The sequence below is a fragment of the Haladaptatus sp. W1 genome (assembly GCF_001723155.1).
GTDB lineage: Archaea > Halobacteriota > Halobacteria > Halobacteriales > Haladaptataceae > Haladaptatus > Haladaptatus paucihalophilus.
Genome location: NZ_MEIH01000407.1, coordinates 16,150 through 37,785, shown reverse-complemented (window position 1 = coordinate 37,785; position 21,636 = coordinate 16,150). Strand labels below are relative to the sequence as shown.

Here is a 21,636-nt window from a genome sequence, read left to right as displayed (position 1 = left end):
GCTCCGTTTCAACTTGGGATATCGGTCTTCGATTTCGTCGGCATTTTCTTCAACGAGCGTGCGGATGGTTCGATAGATCTCCGCTTCGCGGGTGTCCCTCGCGACTATCTCGTCCCACTCCTCGCCGTCGAGTACGACCTCTCGGGTGTGGACGAGCGAACCGTCGGCGAGGACGACTTTCAGTTCTTCCGTGTAGGCATCGGTAATTCCGTATCGGACGGAGTGGGCACCCGTCGAGTTGTTTCCGATTCCGCCGCCGACCGTCGCTCGGTTCGAAGATGCCGGGTCGGGTGCGAATTTCAGCCCATGGCGAGCGAGGTGTTCGTCGAGGACGTCCTGAACGATACCGGGTTCGATTGTCGCCTCGCGTGCGTCCGCGTCGATATCGAGAAGGCTGTCCATATGTCGTGACATATCGAGGACGACGCAACCCGGACCGACCGCTTGCCCCCCGAGCGACGAACCGGCGCCGCGCGCGAGAATGGGGACTCCGTGGTCCGCAGCGACCCGGATGGCTTCTTGCACGTCGGTGGTGTGACGAGGCATGACGACGCCCGCGGGACGAGCCTGATAGATGCTTCCGTCGGTCGCGTAGAGAATTTGTGAATACTCGTCGAATCGAACCTGTCCGTCCACGGCATCTCGGAGGTCGCTCGCGAGCGATGTGTACTCGGCTACGTCGATGCGAGAGATACTTTCGCCATCTTGTTGCGCCGCTGACCCACTAAGAGTTGACCGGGATCGGTCGGTAGCCATAACGGTCTTTCATTGAAAACCCCTCCTATTAACGATTATGATAGTGGCGATTCAGGGTGAAAGTTAGATGACAAAGACGATTCGATGCCGAAGCTCACACGTGCCTTCATCAAGCTTGACGCCAGCGGTCAGTTGTTACGTTGGGGCGAACTTTTAGTCATTTTCCGGGTGGGAAAATTCGCTCTCGGCGTACCGACGGTCAGCCCATTGCAGCCGTCGAGCCGAGAAGAGGGGGATAACCTCCGACCGGGGTATTAGACGGTGAGCCAACTGGGTGAGAAACGTGATTCACGAGAACAGCGCGAGCGGTATTGGGGTTCTCTATCGACGAAAAGCGATGATAACATGGTCGTAGGGTTGAATAGATGACATTATTTTACACGCATTGTGGAACGACCCGATACAACCGGTATGACAATCTCTTCCCTTCAAAGGTAGCTGGATGTTCATCTCTCTTGGAATAAATGAAAATAACCAACTTTTTCTCGTGAAATCGGTTTGGTTATTACTCCTACAGAGGATACGCATCGTAGAATACGGATAGTAGTCGAACCACCGCCGCCGAACCCGTAATCAGTTTGATCGTGTAAATCGATGAATTGATCGGAGTCATTCGCTCTAACCCCGTTAACACGGATTTACGAGACGTATATCGTAATCGGTTGTCCGCTCTGGTTCGTCGAAGGTTGTTACACGAATCGTGGAATACAGAACCCTTGGGTTTGATCCCGAGACACTCGCCTTGCTCGACTGTAGAGGAGAGTACGATTAAGACCGCTCTCCACCACATTTTTGTTGTAAACTTCCGGCTCTCTATGCGTGGGTGCTAATATTTCATCACCGCGATCGACAATGCAATTCTCGCCTAAGCCCGATGCTTTACCCTGTAAGACAAGATATTCAAATAGATAGGCACATTACATCAATAGGAGTGTAATGAAAACTGGGTAACCGAGGTGATTCAAAATTTTAAGCGGCCCTGTTTCGTTTGGCAACTTTACTGGCGAGCAACCGTGTTTGCTAATACCTAACACCGAGACAAAGGCGATGTCTTCGTGGATGTAGTTCAACTGATGCGGAACGAATCTGTACGTCGAGAAAGCACTCTTTGTGAGAATTCGCTACTGAGGCTGCCGGGAAAGTCCGTGAACTGTCGGCTCGTGAAATCGGTTCAGGGGGCCCCATTGTAATTGATTGTCTGATTCGAGTACAGTGCCGTCTATACGTGACGTCCGAGAATGATACAGTGGAGTGAATAATCAGTAGAAAAGGGTTATACTGTTACCATTACAAACATAGTACTGTAACCTTTGTCAGAAATTTGCAATCTGTCGTTTGTCATTGCCAAAATCTCTACTCTCCTACCGATGCCACCGTTATCCCTGACCGATTTCGATCTGGTTCGCTGCCTCTCTAACACTCGCCGCTAACTCTTCGATGCGAGCGTCGTCGAACCGAGATGCATGCCCGCTAACGACGATTGCACCCATGAGACCGCCCGATACGTACTTTACTGCACACGCGACCGACCGCGCACCCAGCACTTGCTCTTGGTCGTTCACGGCATACCCCCGTTCGCGGATGCGGTCGAGTTCCTCGCGGAGCAAATCCGGGTCTGTGATCGTCCGCGACGTCATCGAATCCAACTCTTGGGCGAATACGGCCTCGCGGCGCTCATCCGGCATATCAGCCAACATCGCTTTCCCGACCGCAGTAGCGTGAAGTAATGCCGTCCGCCCGATTGGGGTCGTGGACTCGATCGCGTCCGGGCCGCCGCGGGCCGCGTGCACGAAGTGAACCACCTGCTCTTCCTCGACGGCGAGGTGTACAACTTCACCCGTCGACTCCGCGAGTGAGTTCGCAACTGAGGCACCGTAGCGATAGAGATCGAATCCTTCTCGGACCCGGTTCCCAGTCGTGAGGAACCCGAGACTGGCGCGGTACTCGTTACCGTCTTGCCGAACGTACCCGAGCTGGGATAGCGTCGAGAGGTGCGTATGCACCGTGGTTTTCGAGCACCCGAGTGCGTCCGATAACTCGGTAACGCCGGCACCCCGGCGGTCGATGAGTTCATCCACGATTGCGAACGACGTGCGGACCGATTTGATAGAGCGCGGTTCCGGTTCGCTGGTTCCCATACGTTACCTCTTCGCGACTACTAATATAGTTGTTTGGTATCGACAAACGAATTGTTCCGCAAAAGCCTAATTTATAGACCGATTATCGTGAAAAGCTTTTTATTGGGTGACGATAACCGGGGTGGTAATGGACCCGGTAGTCATTATTGGAGGCGGTATCATCGGTGCCAGTCTCGCCTATCATCTCCGCGAACTCTCTCGTCCCGTTATCCTCTATGAACGAGACGCACTCGGTTCAGGAACGTCCGGGGACTCTGTCGCGCTCTTCGTCTGGCATCAATCGACGCCGGATCGGTCGAGCCACGTACTCCGGACGCGTTCATGGGAACAATACGAACCACTAATTCAGGATGGTACCCTCAGTTTCGAGCAAATCGGGACGCTCGACGTCACCAGAAATGACGATGAAGTCGGGGAACTTCGAGAACTCACGGCAACGCTCGAGAACTTTGGCGCCGAGGCATCCTTCCTCGAATCGGACGTGCTCGCCGACCATGGCCTCGACCCCAACGTCGTTTCAGGCGCGATGGCGACCCCAGCCGATGGCTATCTTGATCCGTCAGAGATCATCCAACACTACATCCGCGAAGCTTCCGCGGCCGGTGTCGCTGTCGAGACCCAGACCCCGGTCACAGATATCCTTGTCAACGACGGTGAAGTCACAGGTATCGAGACGGAGAGGGGGACTCGGTCGGCGGCTGCCGTAGTGAACGTCGCGGGGCCGTGGGCTCCGAGCCTGAACGAGAAGGCAGGTGTGTCGCTGCCATTTCGTCATAACCGCGGGCCAGTCGTTGTGCTTCAAAAAGACGACTCCTTCTCGCTCCCGTTCATCCAGTTCAGTGACGGCCTCTACTTCCGTGGGGAGGGAAGGAATCAGGTGTTCGCCGGGAATTTCGGGGCCGACTACGAGGACGCGGAGGTACTGACGCCGGCGGGTGCACAGTCAATCGACCACGAGTTCTACCTCGAAATCGACGCACGGATTCGAGAGGCGATTCCACGACTCGACGGCGCCGAACTCGTCAACGAATGGGTTGGTATCCGAACACTCACGCCCGACGGCGTCCCAATCGTCGGCGAAACCGACGTTTCCGACTTCTTCATCGCAGCTGGGATGAACGGGCTCGGGGTCACGCTGGCACCAGCAATCGGTGAGTTCTTGGCTGCCTCAATCAAGGGCGAAGACGTCGATTCCACCGTCGAATCGTATCTCTCCCCGACACGATTTTCATAAGTATCCTCCAATACCCATTTCCCCTGCCAGGATCTCTGCTTTATCACTAGTTAGTTTATTGTCATCGCTTGCCATGTTTGACAGTAACATTCATATACTATTACTATAATAGTCCTTCTGTATGTTCGAAGGCACGGCCTTATCATTACTACCAGTCGTGGTGGCGCTCGCACTAGCATTTAAAACGAGAAACGCGGTGTTCTCACTCTTGCTCGGCTCCGTCGTCGGTGTCGTGATGCTCGGAAATGACCCCTTCACCGGGACCGCTCAATTGTTCCAAGACGCCCTAGGCAGTGGGTGGTTCATTTGGGTGATCATGATCCAAGTCTTCGTGGGGATTTTGATAGCCTACTTCATGCTCGCTGGAGTGACGGAACGGTTCGCCGAACTGGTTTCAGAACGGGTTGAATCCGATAATGGCGCCCAAGGGATGGCGTGGCTTCTCGGAGTCCTCGTGTTCTTTAGCGACTACTTCAGTCCGCTCCTGTCCGGTCCTGTGATGCGGCCAGTGACGGACGAACACGACGTCTCCCGTGAGAAACTTGCGTATCTCCTTGATTCGACGAGTGCCGCCGTCCCAACTCTCATCCCGATCAGTGGCTGGGCGGTCTTCATCGCGGGCCTCATCGCCGAACAGGGGAACGTCCCGAATCAGACTGTCGCGCTCGACGTCTTCGTGAACTCGATCGTGTACAACTTCTACGGTGTCCTCTCCATCGCACTCGCTGGATTGATTGCGGCGGGTGTCGTCTCCGACTTCGGACCGATGAAGAAAGCGGAAGGTCGCGCACGCTCTACCGGAAAAGTCCTCAGAGAGGATGCCAATCCGCTCGTGGGCGTCGAGATTGAGGAAATCGAGCCGAAAGAGGGGAAAACCGCGAGCCTGACGCTCCACCTTTTCATCCCTGTTCTCATCATTCTCGGGATCAGCATCGGCACGTTCGTAGTTCTGGAGGATGTCAAAATCTTGTCAGCGTTCATGGCGGCGACCACGTACCTCGCTGTCGTGATGTACGCCCAGGGATACTTCGATGACGTGAAAGACCTCGTCGATACCTCTACGGACGGTATCAAGGGCGTGTTCCCCGCGATGATGGTTCTTGCACTTGCGTACATGATTAACGAGATTACTGGGCAACTTGGTGCTCCTGATTATGTCATCGGAATCACGCAAGGTTGGTTGACTCCCTCGCTGTTGTTGTTCATTACGTTCGCCACTGGGGCGGCGATCTCGTTCTTTAGCGGGACCTCGTGGGGAACCTACGGCATCATGATCCCAATCATCGTCCCGATAGCGTTCAACATGAACGGAGTCACCTTCGGCCCGCTCCTGTACGCCGCGGTCGCAGCCGTCGTCGGTGGCGGTCTGTTTGGCGACCACTGTTCACCGCTCTCTGACACCAGCATCCTGTCGTCGTTCGGTGCGGCCTCCGACCATATGGATCACGTTAGGACCCAACTCCCGTACGCTATCGCTGCAGGGACAATTACCGCGGTTGGGTACGCTGTGGTCGGTGTATTCATCGCACCGTGACAGAACCCGTAGAAGTCAGCAGGCTTCGTGCGTAGAACAGCTAGACCGACCTGCTCATTAAGGGAGAAAAGAGGACTCGGCCTCAAGGGATTCACACTCTCACGCGTTAGGTCGGGTTGAACCATCCACCTCGTAGAAATGATTTAGCAACAGGAGTCAATTCGCTACGAGACCAGCCACCCGTGGTTTCGTTGGAGTGGTCAGTACGATTCAGCTGACTCTTCCCGGAAAGCTGAAAGACAACGTGCAGTTTTTCGCTCCAATCGTACATCATCCCGGCATATCCAAAGACAAAGAGACGGGACGTAAGGTCACTGTCTAGTTCACCACCACTTGACTCGGCGTTTTGTCATCAGCTGATCGATGCGGCGTCTGGTTGTTGCAGTAATGCATGATATTAACAATTCAGTCGCGTGCGTTCACCCGACTGCCAACTCACGAGTTATGAAAACAATCGATGCGCATTTTGTGGGTATGAAATCACTTTTCGATGAGGTTCCGGTCGGTATCGTCCACCCGGCCGTTCATTCCTAATCGGGCCAAGGAAACCCAGTATACAAATTGACCGACGGGAAACACAGCGTCGGTGAGGTCGTGTCTCTCGTAGAATCTGTGTAGAAATGTAGCCGTTGGTTCGGTGCCATACTATCGGATTAACGTGACGACGAGACCAGTTCCGTGTCGATTTCTATTGTAGTATATGTACAAGACTGCTCGCCATCAATTTTGATAACGGGTCTCGTCAACGGTGACCCTCGAATTGGAGGCGGACCAGACAGTCGCCGCCACGGGCAAACGGTAAAGTTCGGACTCGGAGGTCTACGTCAACGACAACAGAGTCCCTGGAAGTGACGGGATTCGGTTTCGCGTGATTCATCACTCGTCGGATGCGCTAGCGGTGGACGTGGCTTCAAAAAAAGGACCACTCCCCGGACAGTGATACTGGAAACACTGACTAATCAGTATTACTGGACAGACCGGACGAAGTAACGCGGTTGCATCGCTGACAGAGTGGGGATGGGTCGTCTCCAACGATCTGGCCCTGTTTTCATCTGTCAGAGCGTGGAGACGACCATGCCAACCGATCTCCTGTTCCCACAGGTGGTGACTCTCGACTAGACCGAACTCGGCGTCCACGCCGAAGCATTATTCCATCGACTAGTAAGGCCGTCGTGTTCTCATCCCCGTCAGAAGCTCACCGATTAGTGAAGAGAGAGTTTACCCTCCAGCATCGAATGTAAAAAACCGTATTGAACGCCGCTGTCAGTCGGTGAAAAGTATAAGTGTGTGGTCACTAGAACGATTGTGTCCATAATGTGTCTAAACAGAAATTATTCCTACTCCTCGGACATATCACTCACCACAATTTTCGACATGAACCTGAATGGTGTCGTCAGTACGCCAAACTGTGATGGTCGTCTCGTGGATATCGAATTGAATGGATATCGACGCCGTTGGTCTATGACTGAAAATAGAATTCAGAGCATCCGGATCGATGAAATCATAGAGACGGAACTCTCCGCGTTCTACATCGATTCCATCGTATTCTCGGAGGGCTTCAATAATAACGGTACTTGCCTCCGAACGGCCTGTGCTTGAAAACGTTGAAGCCTCATTACGGACAGACATTCGTTTAGACGATAGTGAATAGAAGGGAATAAGTGTATTGTAAGATTTGCCCAATATTGGGAGGGGAGGTGACCTTTTGGAAAACTATTCTCTGCATGCACTTATCGACCCGTATATCAGTTTGGTAGTAATGACGAAGAATTGTATTTTTGGCCGCTACTGATTGCTCACGTCAAATCATCCGATTGTGAACTACCCCGTCCTGCTCGGCCTGACGGCCTCACTGATGACGGGGCTTCCTGCTTCGAGTTGTAGTTCATCTACGAACGGTCTTCGATGAGTTCGTCCAATTTGTCTTGGACGAACCGCGAGAGGTTCAGATGGTTATCCTGAACCCACTCCTCTTGGTCGTCGCGGATGGTGATGTTTTTGCGCGTTGCCACATAAGTACGATACACACAATACTCTGTAAAGATACCTATAGAAAACAGTAGGCCTGTGGGCCTGCCGTAGTATAGTGTACGAACAAGCATGCGGCGCTGTATCCCCTCCCTACCCGTTCCCATCGGTCGCTCCTTGAGGAAGGGGCCTTAGCGCCTCAATTCAGGTAATGGTTGGTCGCTCAGATTCGAATTCATGACCTCGATTTCGTATAACTCACCGATGTCGAAATCGCTGACTTTGTGATGTCTCTCTGGTTCTGACTTCGCTTCAGGAACAGCACAGTTTGAGCCCTGGGAATCGTTCATCTTCGAGCAGCGACACAGATCGACTATGCATTCAGAACGCCAAGTTCAGAAAGTCGTGATTTGACTCGTTTAGCGCCCATCTGTGCCTGGGCTTTCGTTTTCGCACCAGTGATGATGAGCTTCCCGCTGTTGAAGAGGAGAACGACCAGTGACGTCTCCTCAAGCCGGTATACAAGTCCTGGAAATTGCTCTGGCTCGTATTCGATGTCTTCTATCCCCAACCCAATGGCGAGTGCATTGAGGTTAAGCGACGTTTCAAGGTCAGCACTCGAAACCAGATTTTCTATCGAAATCGATGGCTCTTCCGTCACAGGAATTCCGAGATCACGAAGCTGTGTGAATAGCTCGCGATACCCGTGTTCGACATCCTGAACACTATTCGCACCAGTGCTGGTGATAGTGCCTGTGCGATATAGTAGCATGGTTGCCGAAACCGTCGGTAATCGACAGATTACGCCAGGGAATTGCTCTGCATCATACGTCCCGGACGGTAAATCGGCACCCAGTTGTGCAACATCGAGTTCCTGGTCGATTGTAGTAGTGGCAACAATATTCTCTATTTCGACTTGTATTGACGACGGCTGCGATTTCATTGAGCTACTATCACGCTCCAAGATACTAATTCAATTGGCACTCGGTCGATATAGACCGCCGTTTTTCCCTAATTCCGAGTGTTGAGTATCGGTGGTTAGTATCACATACTAACTCAAGCCTACTAGCGAAACTTCGGAAGGCCGCTGAGGCGACTTACGATGGACGAAAACGAAGAGTAGGACTACAACGCGTCGAGAATGTTGAGATACCCAGATCCGTAATATCTCTTATCGTACCCAGAGGGTACACTGGCAGCCTGTTTCAGTGCAGATTTGAGTTGCGTAGGACTATAGTCGGGATTATTCGCCTTTACGAGGGCGGCAGCACCCGAGACGTTCGGTGCTGCCATCGAAGTCCCTGCTGCCCATCCGTAGGAATACGACGGCCCACCGGTAATGTCGCCATCTTCGTTCCGTTTGAACTCAGCGACGGTGCTCAGTACGAGATCAAGATACCACAGTGGATTCTCGGTCTCCAAATCTGCATCTCCGCCCGGGGCACCGAGATCGATAGCATTCGTTCCGTAGTTCGTATAGAATGCTGGACTCGCAAAGTCCTCTTCAAGTCCCGGGTCACCCCACTCGAATCCGATTGGCCCAGTTGCACTGATGCTCAATCCCTGCGCACCCTCGTTTGGCAGACTAATCCATTGCTTATCGTGCTGAAGATCAGCGCCACTATTGCCAGCCGACATGACGACGAGCGTCCCTTCACGATTCGCGTAGGTCAGCGATTGGTTGAGGGCTTCCCCATAGAATTTCCCGTATCGACCGTCATCGACATACTCTCTGCGGGGAGCATATCCGCCGAGACTCATATTGGCGATATCTGCATCGATTTCCACACTGTGGAGTACCGCCGCCAGCACGACCGAAAATGGGGCCCCCTCATCATACGGGAATACTCGACAGTCGACTAATTCAGCACCTGGTGCAGTGCCGAGAACCCCCGTCTCGTTATTGTTGTTTGCCGCGATGATGCCCGAGACATGGGTTCCGTGATATCCCCCATACGGGTAGCCGACACCAAGGCCATCCCCACTGAAATTCTCTGAGAGCTCGAGATTGACGTTATCGAGATCGGGATGGTCTGCTGCAATACCCGAGTCGATGACGGCCACCCGAATGCCTGTGCCCTCCGTTACGGTCTGCGCTTCCGGGACGGATAGGTCCTGTTTGTCCCACTGTAATTCATAGAGCGGCTCATCAACGGAATCGAGTGCATCGGCTGGCACTTGAGAATTGACCGTTGGTTCGTCCAGATCGAGGATTGGATCGGGAGCGTATTCGATCGCAGTACTCTTGACGTCTTCTTCTTGCCCACTAACGGCAATATACTCGATTTCTGGGAGCTCTTCTTCAACGGTGACACGAGACAGGTTTGCACCTGCTTTTGGCTTCATCAGATAGCGGCCAACACTACTGCCACCGACTGAGAGAGAGCCGACCGTAAGTCCACCAACCGCTGCTCCTCCGATTTTGAGAACGTTCCGCCGACTGGTGCTTCTATCCATTTTATAGGATTCCATTGCCAATCACTAGCAATACCCACAGGATTAAATATATAGTGGCCACAGTGAAAATGAACTTGATGATATCAATATATTTAAATTTAAGATTTCCGAGATGATGCTGTACGCGTATATCGTAGTCTAACTGCGAATTGGCACACCAGAATTGTCGGTCGAATTTGTGACTACCCATCGGTTTTCCGAGCTTGGGTCTCACATGTCTAAATGATATCTATTACCCCTCATTCTCATCCCCCTGTTTCTGACTCAGATACTCACCCGAGTAGGAATCAGCAATCCAGTACAGTAGTATTGTCTTATCGCCACTCGTGAACGCTCTATCCACCGCTTCTCTGTCTTGTTTTTGAGCTACGAGGGTTCAACCTCAAGCTGACCGTGCCGTTTCACATCGACTTGGTATGTGTGTGCCTAAATCACAGTTGCCAGGAATAGTCGGCTGATAATTAAATACTCTTCCACTGTTTTCTGGTGTATGGCTTCACCGGGAATTGTTCGATTGATGACCGACCTCTGGGAGGAATCATTGAATGGGATTCAGCCGACTGTCGACATCAAGACAGGCAAGGTCACCTATCCTGAAGCAAACGCTCGACTCGACGAACAGGACGGTGCTCCTGTTGATGTATTGGAGATGCTTGCAGAACAGGACCGGCTTCACAGAGAGTTTCAAGAGAAGCAGTACATCTGTCCTCGATGCGAGACAAAGGGGATGCAGTACACGTCCGCCTGTCCGTCCTGTGGCTCTCCAGAGACGATTCGGACGGAGCGATATCGGCATACGGAGTGTGATCACGAAGGAATGGAGGAACAGTTCGTCGATGATGACGACATCGTGTGTCCAGAGTGTGAAATAGGCCTCAAATCGCTCGATCAATTGGAATCTGACGCGGCAAACTCCTGTCAAAACTGTGATCTGATATTTGAATCCGCGGAACACCGACTCCGTTGTCGAGACTGTCACCTCGTTACCCAGCCGACGCGGGCGGCTGAGCGAATTCTCTATCAATACTATCTCACAGACCAGGGAGCACAATGGGTCGAAGAGCAACTAACTGCACGCCAATTAGTCGTCGAGACATTCAAAAATCGGACGATGCGGACGGAGATCGACACGACGGTGAGAACTAGTTCGGGCGAGGAGATTCCTGTTCACGTCTATGCGCAGGACGAATTGCTGGACGACCACATCATCGCTGCGGTACACGAACGACCCTACGAGAGTGATATTGCACACCTACTAACGGTCGCGGTGGACATGGACGCACATGCACTGCTGGTTACGACATCTGGAACGGTGGTCGGCGAAGATATCGATCAGCTTGACACAGACGGTCGGTTGACAATTCTTGAAATGACGAGCGACGGTGTGCTCCAGCGTAACTATGAAACCATTGCCGATCCAACGGCGCAAAACTCATTCGTCGGTCGTCTCACCAACATTTTCAAACCGCAGACGAGCTGATTCACCGCAAGTGTTTAGCTAAATGCAGGCGCTAAGCGCCCTTCCTCAAGGAGCGAGCGGAACGAGCGGGTAGGGAGGTGATACAGCGTTCACAAGATTGAGGCTCTTGAGTGAGAAAGAGACGCAAACCGTCTCGTCAACGCGATCAGAAATCGACCATTTCTGATTGGCACCCAGATTCCGACAGAATCTGGCAACGCCCATCATCCTCTTGTATACCCTGTACTTCGGCAGGCCTACTCAGGCAGTCGGTACCCCTGTTTCACCGGATCGGGTAGGCGTGATGAACAGGCGTTCGACGCCAACGAGGATGGTCAACCCGACCAGTGCCGTCGCCAAGAGGGAAACGAGTGGTTGCTGGTACGTCTCGAGCTGGCCGGTTTCGGCAAGCGAAGAGACGATGCCGATCAGCGCCATGCAGTTGTGGAAGACGAGTGCCCCGTAGAACGAGCCCCTCACGAAGTAAATCACCCCCCGTCCCCACACCGATGACGGTGAGAAGGCCGACCATTTCGACCGTGTTGAACGGCGGACGGTGGGCGAAGTGGTAGACGCCGAAGAGCACCGTCGACATCACGCCGCGGTCGCACAACAGTGCGGTGATGCTGCCTCCGACAACAATCCAGCAGACGACCACCTCGGCGATCGACACGGGAAGCATCTGCGCGAACACGTTCATCACAACGACGGGGTCGGTCGTCACAGGTTGTTGCAGGACGTAGAGTCCGAATCCGAGGATGCCACCGACGGAACTCATCACCGACTCGGGGTTTCAAAAGAAAGCTGAAAGAATGGAGTTCCGAGACTAGTCGACTCTGCTTGAATCGGTTTCGGAGTACTCCACGTGCTCTTCGTCACTGGTCGCCGATTGTGTGTCGAGCAGTTCGACCGTACCACGACTCCCGTCGATACGGATGTGTTGCCCAGTTCGAATCCGCTTTGTCGCTTCATGAACGGAGACGACAGCGGGCAGACCGTACTCGCGGGCGACGAGTGCCCCATGACTGACGGCGCCACCAACTTCGGAGACTAACCCGGCGGCGTTCAGGAACAGCGGCGTCCATCCTGGGTCAGTCGAGGGCGCGACGAGTATCTCACCATGTTCGACCGTCGCGGCCTTTGGGTCACGAATGACGCGGGCCATCCCCTCAACGACACCCGACGAGACACCAGTTCCGACAAGCGCACCTTCGGGGGCCGTTTCACGGGCCGCGTGGCCACGAACGGCTTCACCTTCGCTCGTCAACACGGGTGGCGCGTCCAAGTCGACATTACGCGCGTGCTCCCGTCGTCGGGCGGCGATATCGACGTCGACACGTTTGCCATCGAGCGCGTCGAACAATTCGTCCTTGTGGAGATACCAGACGTCGTTCGACTGGTCGAGTTCGTTCTTCGCAACGAGCAACTCCCCGGCGTCCAGTAGCGCCGCTCGCCACGCGGAGAACGCCCGGGCGGCCTCCTGTTTGGGGAACTCACGGAAGTAAATCGTATCGCGGTATGTATGGATGAGCCAGCGGACGTAGCGTCGGCGAAGCGGCCCGAGTAGACCGTGGTCGGCACGCGCTTCGAGACGCGCGGTGGCTACCTCGGCGTCGTTGGCGAGACGCCGAACACGTTTGCGGTGGTCGCCTGCGCCCTCGTCCGCAAGGTTTGCCCGGACGACGGCAAGGAGCATGGACGGATCTTCCTGCCAGCGCGGCCTACTGAGGTCGATTTCGCCGGTTCCTCGGTGGCCAAATTCGTCGAGAAAAGCAGCAAGCGCCTCGCGGAAGGCTTCTCCGCCCTCCACGCTCTCGAGATCGGCGAGGGAGGCGCCATCGCGGAGGGCAATGGCGGCCGGCGGATGGTCGCGGGCGATGTCGGCGAGGTCGCCAAGACCGAGGTTGATGCGAGTGACGACATCGCGTTCGAACCCGCGGCCGATCGCGTTCACATCCTCCGGCTGATCAGGGAACGTTCGCGTGAGCCAGCCACCGAGCGCGAACGCGAGGAACAACGGACTGATTTGCGGGTAAACCTCACGGAGGAACCGTCTGATGTCGATGTCCTCGAACACGGCCCGAGCCCGGGCTTTGGTGGTTGGAGCATCTGCGACTCGCCCAAGGAAGAGCTCGCCGACAAGCGCCCAGGATCTGTCGTCGATGGGAGTCTCGCGGCCGGCCAGCACACCGAGGACGTTCCGAACGATGCGCGGTACCGCAGGGGCGACCAGTCGGGCCACTCGTCCGGCCGTCGCGACGTATCTCGGGAGTGCACCGATGGTGATTCCGCGAGATTCGAACTCCTTGGGCCGTCGCGATACGATAGCGTCGAGACTGGCAGATATTGGTTCGTTTACCGCGGCGATCCGCTCGATCATCCCGGACCGAAGGTCGGGGTGGCGGAGAAATGGAGTGACGTCGATAAAGACCCGGCCCCCGGCTTCGACCGTCGGGTTGCTGAGGGAGGAATCAAGACCGATTGCGGAGAGCGCGCTCCCGGTATAGGTCCGCCACACGTCTCGGACTAGGGGCGGCATCGCCTCCGGCATTGCCTGCATATGACCCATACTGATGTAGACATGAAGGCTGTCGTCGTCGGGTGCCGGTGACGGCCGCGGGAACAACGACGTAATGGGGCGGGATTGCAGGAGGACGAACTGGCCGTCAACGAGCGCCCATTCGACATCCTGTGGTGCGCCAAGTAGTGTTTCTGCCCGTTCGCCCAGCCGGACGAGGGTGCGAAGCTGGTCGTCGGTGAGTACACGCGACTCCTGTCGGTCCGATGGGAGTTCGACCCTTTCAGTCCCACTCGTTTCAGCGGCTCGCGTCTGTTCGGTTCCGATTTTCCGTGTTCCCTCGCTCGCGGTGCTGTCCTTGTGTAACTCGACGGCAACCGTCTTCGTACCGACCGTGTACTCCAGTACCTCGTCGGTCCGGGTGTCCACGAGAGCGTGGTCCGGCGTGACGTCGCCAGCGACGATGCTCTCTCCAAGACCGAAACTCGCATCGACCGACGAAACGTGTCGATTCCCGGTCGTTGGATCTGCACTAAAGAGAACACCCGCGGCTGTCGCGTCGACCATCGGTTGGACGACAACGGCCATTTCCGTATCGGCGTGAGCGATGCCGTTGCGCGCCCGATAGGCAACCGCCCGGTCGGTGAAGAGACTCGCCATACAATCACGGATGCGGTCGAGGACGTCACCGGTCTTCACACCCAGAAACGTCTCATGTTGACCGGCGAACGACGCGCTTGGGAGGTCCTCGGCTGTGGCGCTTGACCGGACGGCGAAGCCATCAGTGCTTTCGACTGATGCCATCGCGTCGGTGATTGCCGCCTCGACGGACGCACTGAATTCACGATTCTCGATGAACGACCGAAGTTCGGCCGCGACCACAGCATGTGTATCAGTGTCGGCCGGGTCGACCACCTCCAATCGGTCGATTGCATCGCGAATCTGTGGTGAATCGACCAGGTAGCGGTATGCGGTGGTCGTAACGACGAACCCGTTGGGGACGGGGAGGCCGGCCCGTGCCAACGCAGCCAAGTTCGCTCCCTTGCCGCCAGCCACGTCGATGTCATCGGCGTCCATGTCGTAAAACCACCGTACGACACCTCCGTTAGAATACTCTGACATTGCAATTACTTGTGAATCTCTACGTGTCGAGGAAGTATAACAATAGCTCCGCCAGGGAGTATGCTTTCAGTCGAATCTGAAAACGCATATCAAAACGAATATCGACAAACAGATAATATGGGCAGCAGGGATTCTTCTCGGTGAGCGTCAAACCACGCAAGGCTTGTCTGCTGCTCCGAAAGCACTATCGATTGGAACGAACCATCGAGACCGGAACTCACCGACGAGTTTCTCTCGGATCGTCATAGGCGGGAATTGCAAAGTTCGCTAATTCGCCGGGGTCTGCTGGCATCCGATGTTCTCTGGCAAGATGGGCCATCGCTTCGTACCCAACTTTGCGTTGATTATCTCCTCTCGCAACAAAATCACAGCCACAGAGGCAATCCAGCTTGAAACTCATCACAAATAAATCCAAACACCCATGCCATATATATCCATATGTAGATTAAAATAGACAGTAATACCCATAGTTATTTCCGGAGGGTTGATAAACCAAGTACGCATTCTGATTTTCTGCCCCCGAAGGTGCGAGACAGTTGGGACGTGGAAAGCAAGGTCTCGTCCCTTTTTCAAAGAAAGCCCCGTGCGCGGCTGAGTTGTTCATACACTCGTTTCCGTTATAATCTGCAAACAGTGGGGAGTTGTAAAATTAGCTTCTAATCGCTCGGTAGTGGCCGGTGCTACGTTTCAAGCACAGATTCCTTCGTGGCGTCGATAAGTCGCTGGTGGGTGTTTCGAACCGGCTCGCCGTCGGCAGGCTTGAGTTGTTCGTAATCCCCGTCAGCATCCATCTGCCAGCGTTTACGGTTGTCCGAGAGCATGATATCGAGAATCGTCTGCAGGTCCTCCCGAAGGTCTGAATCCTCTACGGGTGCGATGGCTTCGACCCGCCGGTCCAGATTCCGGGTCATCCAGTCGGCCGAACCAATGTAGTAGTCCGACTGCCCCTCGTTGTGGAAATAGAAAATACGCGAATGTTCAAGAAATCGGCCAACAACGCTGTAGACATCGATATTCTCGCTCACATCCTCGATTCCGGGTCGGAGTCGACAGATTCCACGGACCACGAGGTCGATGTCGACACCCGCCATCGATGCCTCGTACAGTTCTCTTACGATTTCGGGATCTTCAAGCGCGTTCATCTTCGCGACGATTCGTGCCTCCGTCCCCTTCCGGGCGTGTTCAGCCTCTCGTCTGATAAGTCGGACAAACTTCTCACGCATATTCTCGGGCGCGACGAGTAATTTGCGGTACTGCTCGTGTAGCGAGTGGCCCGTAAAGAAGTTGAACAGTTTGACGAGGTCTTGTCCGGTGTCACGATCGGTCGTCATGAGTCCGAGGTCGGCGTAGGTCTTCGCCGTCTCTGAGTGGTAGTTGCCCGTGGCGACGTGTGAGTAGAGCTGGACACCGTCATCCTCCTCTCGGACGACGAGCGCCGTCTTCGAGTGCGTTTTCAACCCGATGGTCCCGTATGCGACGTGGATTCCCTCTTCCTCAAGCCGCTTGACCCATCGGAGATTGTTTTCTTCATCAAACCGTGCCTTCAGTTCGACCATCACGGCGACCTGTTTACCGTTCTTCGCGGCCTCGATGAGACTCTCGATGACCTGCGAGTCCGACGCCGTCCGGTAGATGGCAGCTTTAATTGCCAACACTTCCGGGTCGTTGGCCGCCGTGTCGAGGAACGTCTGGACCGTGCTCGAGAACGAGTGGTATGGATGGTGAATGAGGACATCCTTCCGGCGAATCTCCGCAAAGAGCTCTGACGGATTGTTCAGATCGATGTCTGCGAATCGGGGGTGTATTTGTGGGGTCCACGAGTCGAGTTTTAGTTCCGGCCGGTTCAGGTCCACTAAATCGAAGAGGCCACGGTAGTCGAGAGGGCCTTCCAGTTCAAAAACTTCGCGTTCGTCGACACCGAGTTGCTCGGTGAGGAGTTCACGTGCCGTTGGGGACATGCCTGAAGCGACTTCAAGTCGGACGACAGTCGCGAAGCGTCGCTGTCTGAGGACGTCCTCGATGACTTCGATAAGTCCCTCCGCTACTTCCTCGTTCCGCCTTACCTCGGCGTTTCGCGTCACGCGAAACAGGGCAGTATCAACAATATCCACATTCGGGAACAAGAGATCCAGATTCGCCTCGATGACTTGTTCGAGTGGAATATAGGTCACATCATCGTCGCTATTTGCGTCAGTGTCGATACAGCCGCTATCCTCGTCTAGAAGCTCATCAAGTCGGATGAATCGGGGACGGTTCTGTGGAATCTTCACGCGGGAGAATTTCACCGTCTCGGTTGTTGAATCGTCGCGCGTGATGACCGCCAGCGAGAGGCTGAGATTAGAGATGAACGGAAACGGATGCGCAGGGTCGAACGTAAGCGGCGTCAACGTTGGGAGAACGGATTGTTCGAAATATCGCCGTAGTGACTTCTTTTTGTCATCTCCGAGGCTTTCGAGGTCAACGATGTGGATTCCCGCCTCGTCGAGTGCGGGTTTGATGTCCTCGTGGTAGCAGCGGTTTTGCGTCTCGAACATCTCACCGGTAGTCGGGAGGATTTCACGCCACTGCTGGTCAGGCGTGCGACCATCCGGGGTGAGCTCCGACACTCCGGCGGCCATCTGCTGTTTGAGTCCGCCAACTCGTTTCATGAAGAACTCGTCGATGTTCTGTGTGAAGATGGAGAGGAATTTCACGCGCTCCAACAGTGGATTGCGGTCATCGAGCGCCTCTTGAAGAACTCGCCGCTGAAAAGCGAGCTCGCTCAGTTCGCGATTGAGGTAGAATTCCGGTGCCTCCAAATCGATGGCTGTCGCTTGGTCACCGTTGTCCGTTGGCGCCTCATCACGTTCACCGTCGGAGTCGGCGTTAGTTCGGATTGGAGTTTCGTTGACTGCCACTCTCTTGGGTGGACTCGTCTTTGAGCCATCGCCGTTGATATGGGCATCTACGTGCTGTGCTGATTCGTCTGCGTCTTCGTCTGCCGTCATCTCATCGTGATTCGGTAGTCGGTTGTTTTTGGGTTAGTGCGACACTGGGACGGAACCAGGGTTGATGAATTTGGAGTCCTTGCGCTGTTGAACTGTCCGGTCGACATCCACGCTCATGAGCTCGCCTTTCCGCCAGTCGTAAGCAGTCAACTCGCCACCGTAAACACAGCCGGTATCGAGGCCGACGGCGTTCTCGGTATGAACGGGTGCTTCAAGGACGGTATGGCCGAAGAAGACGCACTCTGGACCCTCGTACCTATCCCACCAGAACGGGGGGTCGTAGCTTCCATCGGGTACGAGTGAGCGAGTGTTCTGCAGGTCGTCGACCGTGTGGTCTTTGCGGTCCATCCGAGGGTCGATTCCACCGTGGACGACGAGCGTGTCTTCCCACGAAATCGCGACCGGAAGTCCACGAATCCACTCGAGGTCCTCTTCGGTTAGGTCGTCGACTACTTTGGTTCCCCGAAGCAGCTTCTCCTCGTTGTTTCCACGAATCGAGAGCATGTTCGGTGATGAGCGGACGAGATCGACAACACCGTGATTGTCGGGTCCCTTCCGGATGAGGTCACCCACGAACACCACGAGATCGTCTTCGCTTGGGTCCAGTTTATCCAAGAGTGTCTCGAGTTCCGACAGACAGCCGTGAATATCGCCGATGATGAAGATGTCGTCCCAAGCATCGGCATCCACGTGCTGGTGCTGTGCTTCGATGGAATCGTTGAATCGAGGAGTCCGGCTCATAGAACTGTTCGTGGTATATGTGTCGCTACCGATCCCAATAAACCAATTGCTAAGTTGTCTAAATAGCACTATATAGTTGTGATTCACAGCGCGTATCGTGGAGCAAAGGTATCGTTGGCGGAACGGCTGGAAGAGTTACGAGCGCGACCAACCGCACACCGGAAAGGAAGAGCTACTGTCGGTGGGGACCGGGGGCTCCATCAAGGTTGGTCGCGAGATGATGCAAAAGCTGTTCGATTTGAGACCGTTCGCTCTCCCACCAGGTTGTTGAATGGTGGTACTCGGCGAGAACCTCTTGCATTGCCTCTACCTGACCAATGGAGAAGGTTGTTTGCCCAGTGTCGAGTATTTCGAATGCTTGGAAGATCTCGATTGGTGGCGGATCAACGACGGTTGGACTATCTGCAGTTGTTTCTCTGTCAATTCGGTGGAGGAGTACGTGGTGAAGGGTCCAGTACTCATTGGCGGGAAGGGTCAGTTCGATCGACTGCGGACGAGTCGACCGTGGTTCGGTGGACATAGCAGGTGGATTGGGAACTAGATATATGACTCGTCAGTTTATAAATCTTTGTGCAATGCTAGCATGAGTCATTGCCGATGCTCGATCCGCTGGCGGGTTTTCGTTCCGCAGCGTATACATTCCGTGATTCGATACGGCTTCCGGGAGAATGCAGCGTTCATCTCCTTTTCACTTTCCGTAATGAGTTCGACCGATACACTGTGGGGAGTCTCCGACACACAATTTTCGCACTGTTCAACCCTTTCGTTGCAGTCCAATTGTGGTATCGACATTGCAGTATGTCCGTTTATGGATTTGCTGGTTTCAGTACACTTGGCTTGGTGTCAAGGCGATTTCCACTCGACGTTACGATCTAGTAACGCCTGACGACCAGTCGGTCTGTTCGTTGCTAATGCAACGTTGTATTCTACCTATTTACCGCTCCACAGAATCTTTCAGTATCTCCTTGACTGACTACAGTGTGATTTATTCTTCGGTCACCGTTTACACTGTTAATAATCACTACAACAGAAATTGGCGGTCACACTGGGTATCCCGTCAAAATGGAATCAGGAGACGTCGTACGTCACTATTTCAGTCGAGCCACAGGTGGGACATTGCTGTGTAGCGGACATGAGTGTCGTTCCGCAATGCCTGCACTCGTAAACGGTGTTCTCATCCCCAGACAACCACCCCCGAACTTTGGCGGAGAGTGACATGATACCTGTCCTTCCGCGTCCAACGTAATAAGAATTCGCAACTTTTCTGGACCCCCTAATAAATGAGCATCTCCATTGTCTACCTCGGCAGCGGATATCCAGAAGAAATCGCGGGGTGTGATTGGGTCGATAGAGTATCGGTTCAGGGACCGTTTCAGTGTGTTCCTTTCGAATAAATCAACAGAAGGCACCGCATAACAATACCAGATGCGGTCCTTAGATGGAGTGCGGGCGTTGTAGGAGACTTTCGCGTCGCCATGTTCCTACACGCTCGAACACGGCTGCCCAACGTCGTGTCGCACGTCATACTCACGCCGAGGCGGTCGTGCCTCCTATTCCGGCACGACCTTTCCACGCTCGCGTGAGCAGAATACCAAGCAAGAACGGGTTGCTTGTTGGTAGAAGCACCATCGACCTCACGTCGATGGCGGCCACTTCGTGGCCCCGGTGGTTCGATTCCACCCCCGTTCGTCTCTACTCCAGAATTACCCGTACAGCCCGTGATAAGTAGTGCCGAGTAGACCTGAGGTCCGCTTTTCAATTCCGTAGCGTCACCAAATAAATCCACAACCATACAGAGAGTATATCGAAACAACATTTTGTCCTCGGCCGTCGAAGGACAGTTGGGGGAAGAAAATGCAACAGACACGACGAAACGTTCTCAAAGCCATCGGTCTTGGGGGTGTTTCCGTTTTCAGTGGAGTCACGGCCGCGCAAACAACGACAGACGGAGCAGATATGGCCCGTGTTCGGGGAATCTACGCGATTCCCGGCGGACCGCCTGTCGACGTCTTCGTCGACGGCACCCGAATCATCGACGACCTCTCGTACAAACAAGTGAGTCGGTACTTCGACTTCGCTTCCGGACAGCATACCATTCGGGTGGTACCAGTCGGTCAGCCGCAAGTGAGCAGTGTCCAACGAGAGGCGACCCTCGAATCGAGGACAGATTACACCGTCGCAGCGACGGGCAGACTGCAAAGCCCGGACTCGGAGGTTTACGTCGACGACAATACCGTCCCAGCGAGTGACGAGGTTCGACTTCGTGTGATCCATCTCTCGCCGGATGCGCCAGCGGTAGACGTCGAAGCGGATGGCACACAACTCGTTTCTGATCTCGGCTTCGGCAACGCGAGCGATTATCTCACCGTCCCAGCCAGGTCCTCAACGCTTCGTGTGACTCCTGTAGGCGAAACGGATTCCGTCGGGACGTTTCCCGTCTCACTCACTGGTGGGACTGTCGTGACCGCCTTCGCCGTCGGACTGGTCACCACCATTGACTCATCGCAAGCGTTCGACCTCGTCACCGCGGTTGATGCCCGTCGGTGACGTCGATACCGACAGAAAACGGGTGAAGAATCGAGGAGGTCTGGCGTATCGCCCTTTTTTGTGCACGAAATCGAGATACGTTTCCACCGTCGCGGGGTTGTCCTCCATCGACTCTGCGACAGGGGTTGTCCCACCTGACGTACAGCAAGCGAACCGCAAGGAGCGCCCGGTCTGA

15 protein-coding genes are annotated in these 21,636 nt (G+C 54.5%); 5 read left to right on the top strand and 10 right to left on the bottom strand.

The genetic code is table 11. The annotated features are described in order from the left end of the window. Both BG842_RS25955 and BG842_RS25950 read right to left on the bottom strand, forming a co-directional pair. Positions 1-756, bottom strand: a 756-nt coding sequence (locus BG842_RS25955) for an FAD-binding oxidoreductase (RefSeq protein WP_139136276.1), incomplete at its 3' end; no start/stop codon positions are given. A gap of 1,376 nt (positions 757-2,132) precedes the next feature. Next, on the bottom strand, positions 2,133-2,894 hold the full coding sequence (locus tag BG842_RS25950; protein WP_069453046.1) for an IclR family transcriptional regulator: 762 nt from the start codon (positions 2,892-2,894) through the stop codon (positions 2,133-2,135). Positions 2,895-3,021: 127 nt separating this feature from the next. Between BG842_RS25950 and BG842_RS25945 the strand changes: the two genes are divergently transcribed. Both BG842_RS25945 and BG842_RS25940 read left to right on the top strand, forming a co-directional pair. Next, positions 3,022-4,128: an FAD-binding oxidoreductase gene (locus BG842_RS25945; protein ID WP_069453045.1), complete on the top strand. Its 1,107-nt coding sequence runs from the start codon at positions 3,022-3,024 to the stop codon at positions 4,126-4,128. A gap of 121 nt (positions 4,129-4,249) precedes the next feature. Beyond that, positions 4,250-5,662: a Na+/H+ antiporter NhaC family protein gene (locus tag BG842_RS25940; RefSeq protein WP_069453044.1), complete on the top strand. Its 1,413-nt coding sequence runs from the start codon at positions 4,250-4,252 to the stop codon at positions 5,660-5,662. Positions 5,663-7,015: 1,353 nt separating this feature from the next. On the opposite strand, the gene BG842_RS33365 is transcribed toward BG842_RS25940, so the two are convergent. The 4 genes from BG842_RS33365 to BG842_RS25930 form a co-directional block, all read right to left on the bottom strand. After that, the gene (locus BG842_RS33365; RefSeq protein WP_175424301.1) at positions 7,016-7,291 is read right to left on the bottom strand and encodes a HalOD1 output domain-containing protein; all 276 of its coding nucleotides are present in this window, start codon (positions 7,289-7,291) and stop codon (positions 7,016-7,018) included. Between the two features lie 260 nt (positions 7,292-7,551). Beyond that, positions 7,552-7,674, bottom strand: a complete 123-nt coding sequence (locus BG842_RS32645) for a hypothetical protein (protein ID WP_256388578.1) — start codon at positions 7,672-7,674, stop codon at positions 7,552-7,554. Between the two features lie 329 nt (positions 7,675-8,003). After that, positions 8,004-8,573 (bottom strand): TATA-box-binding protein, encoded by a 570-nt coding sequence (locus BG842_RS25935; protein WP_069453049.1) that lies wholly within the window; start codon positions 8,571-8,573, stop codon positions 8,004-8,006. A 182-nt stretch (positions 8,574-8,755) separates the two neighbouring features. Then, positions 8,756-10,102 (bottom strand): S8 family serine peptidase, encoded by a 1,347-nt coding sequence (locus BG842_RS25930; RefSeq protein ID WP_217493381.1) that lies wholly within the window; start codon positions 10,100-10,102, stop codon positions 8,756-8,758. Positions 10,103-10,604: 502 nt separating this feature from the next. Here BG842_RS25930 and BG842_RS25920 point away from each other — a divergent pair. Beyond that, complete coding sequence (locus tag BG842_RS25920) at positions 10,605-11,567, top strand: hypothetical protein (protein ID WP_254663494.1); 963 nt, start codon at positions 10,605-10,607, stop codon at positions 11,565-11,567. Between the two features lie 240 nt (positions 11,568-11,807). Here BG842_RS25920 and BG842_RS25915 read toward each other — a convergent pair whose 3' ends face one another. Next, positions 11,808-12,026, bottom strand: a complete 219-nt coding sequence (locus BG842_RS25915) for a hypothetical protein (RefSeq protein WP_139136275.1) — start codon at positions 12,024-12,026, stop codon at positions 11,808-11,810. A gap of 76 nt (positions 12,027-12,102) precedes the next feature. On the opposite strand from BG842_RS25915, the gene BG842_RS25910 reads away from it, so the two are divergent. Continuing rightward, complete coding sequence (locus tag BG842_RS25910; protein WP_069453039.1) at positions 12,103-12,354, top strand: hypothetical protein; 252 nt, start codon at positions 12,103-12,105, stop codon at positions 12,352-12,354. Between the two features lie 18 nt (positions 12,355-12,372). On the opposite strand, the gene BG842_RS25905 is transcribed toward BG842_RS25910, so the two are convergent. The 3 genes from BG842_RS25905 to BG842_RS25895 all read right to left on the bottom strand — a co-directional run bounded on the left by BG842_RS25905 (position 12,373) and on the right by BG842_RS25895 (position 18,914). Beyond that, complete coding sequence (locus tag BG842_RS25905) at positions 12,373-15,141, bottom strand: PEP/pyruvate-binding domain-containing protein (protein WP_217493380.1); 2,769 nt, start codon at positions 15,139-15,141, stop codon at positions 12,373-12,375. A 725-nt stretch (positions 15,142-15,866) separates the two neighbouring features. Continuing rightward, positions 15,867-18,173 carry a polyphosphate kinase 1 gene (ppk1, locus tag BG842_RS25900; protein WP_217493379.1) on the bottom strand — a complete coding sequence of 769 codons (2,307 nt, stop codon included), beginning with the start codon at positions 18,171-18,173 and terminating at the stop codon, positions 15,867-15,869. Between the two features lie 33 nt (positions 18,174-18,206). Further along, entirely contained in the window at positions 18,207-18,914 is a 708-nt protein-coding gene (locus tag BG842_RS25895; RefSeq protein WP_069453037.1) for a metallophosphoesterase family protein, read from the bottom strand. Between the two features lie 1,854 nt (positions 18,915-20,768). Here BG842_RS25895 and BG842_RS25885 point away from each other — a divergent pair. Further along, on the top strand, positions 20,769-21,461 hold the full coding sequence (locus BG842_RS25885; RefSeq protein WP_069453035.1) for a DUF4397 domain-containing protein: 693 nt from the start codon (positions 20,769-20,771) through the stop codon (positions 21,459-21,461). The last annotated feature ends 175 nt before the right edge of the window (positions 21,462-21,636 follow it).

What these genes read in the sequence shown, in the direction of transcription:
- BG842_RS25950 (WP_069453046.1), bottom strand. Translation starts at nt 2,894, where the DNA reads ATGGGAACCAGCGAACCGGAACCGCGCTCTATCAAATCGGTCCGCACG.
- BG842_RS25945 (WP_069453045.1), top strand. Translation starts at nt 3,022, where the DNA reads ATGGACCCGGTAGTCATTATTGGAGGCGGTATCATCGGTGCCAGTCTC.
- BG842_RS25940 (WP_069453044.1), top strand. Translation starts at nt 4,250, where the DNA reads ATGTTCGAAGGCACGGCCTTATCATTACTACCAGTCGTGGTGGCGCTC.
- BG842_RS33365 (WP_175424301.1), bottom strand. Translation starts at nt 7,291, where the DNA reads ATGTCTGTCCGTAATGAGGCTTCAACGTTTTCAAGCACAGGCCGTTCG.
- BG842_RS25935 (WP_069453049.1), bottom strand. Translation starts at nt 8,573, where the DNA reads ATGAAATCGCAGCCGTCGTCAATACAAGTCGAAATAGAGAATATTGTT.
- BG842_RS25930 (WP_217493381.1), bottom strand. Translation starts at nt 10,102, where the DNA reads ATGGAATCCTATAAAATGGATAGAAGCACCAGTCGGCGGAACGTTCTC.
- BG842_RS25920 (WP_254663494.1), top strand. Translation starts at nt 10,605, where the DNA reads ATGACCGACCTCTGGGAGGAATCATTGAATGGGATTCAGCCGACTGTC.
- BG842_RS25905 (WP_217493380.1), bottom strand. Translation starts at nt 15,141, where the DNA reads ATGGACGCCGATGACATCGACGTGGCTGGCGGCAAGGGAGCGAACTTG.
- ppk1 (WP_217493379.1), bottom strand. Translation starts at nt 18,173, where the DNA reads ATGACGGCAGACGAAGACGCAGACGAATCAGCACAGCACGTAGATGCC.
- BG842_RS25895 (WP_069453037.1), bottom strand. Translation starts at nt 18,914, where the DNA reads ATGAGCCGGACTCCTCGATTCAACGATTCCATCGAAGCACAGCACCAG.
- BG842_RS25885 (WP_069453035.1), top strand. Translation starts at nt 20,769, where the DNA reads ATGCAACAGACACGACGAAACGTTCTCAAAGCCATCGGTCTTGGGGGT.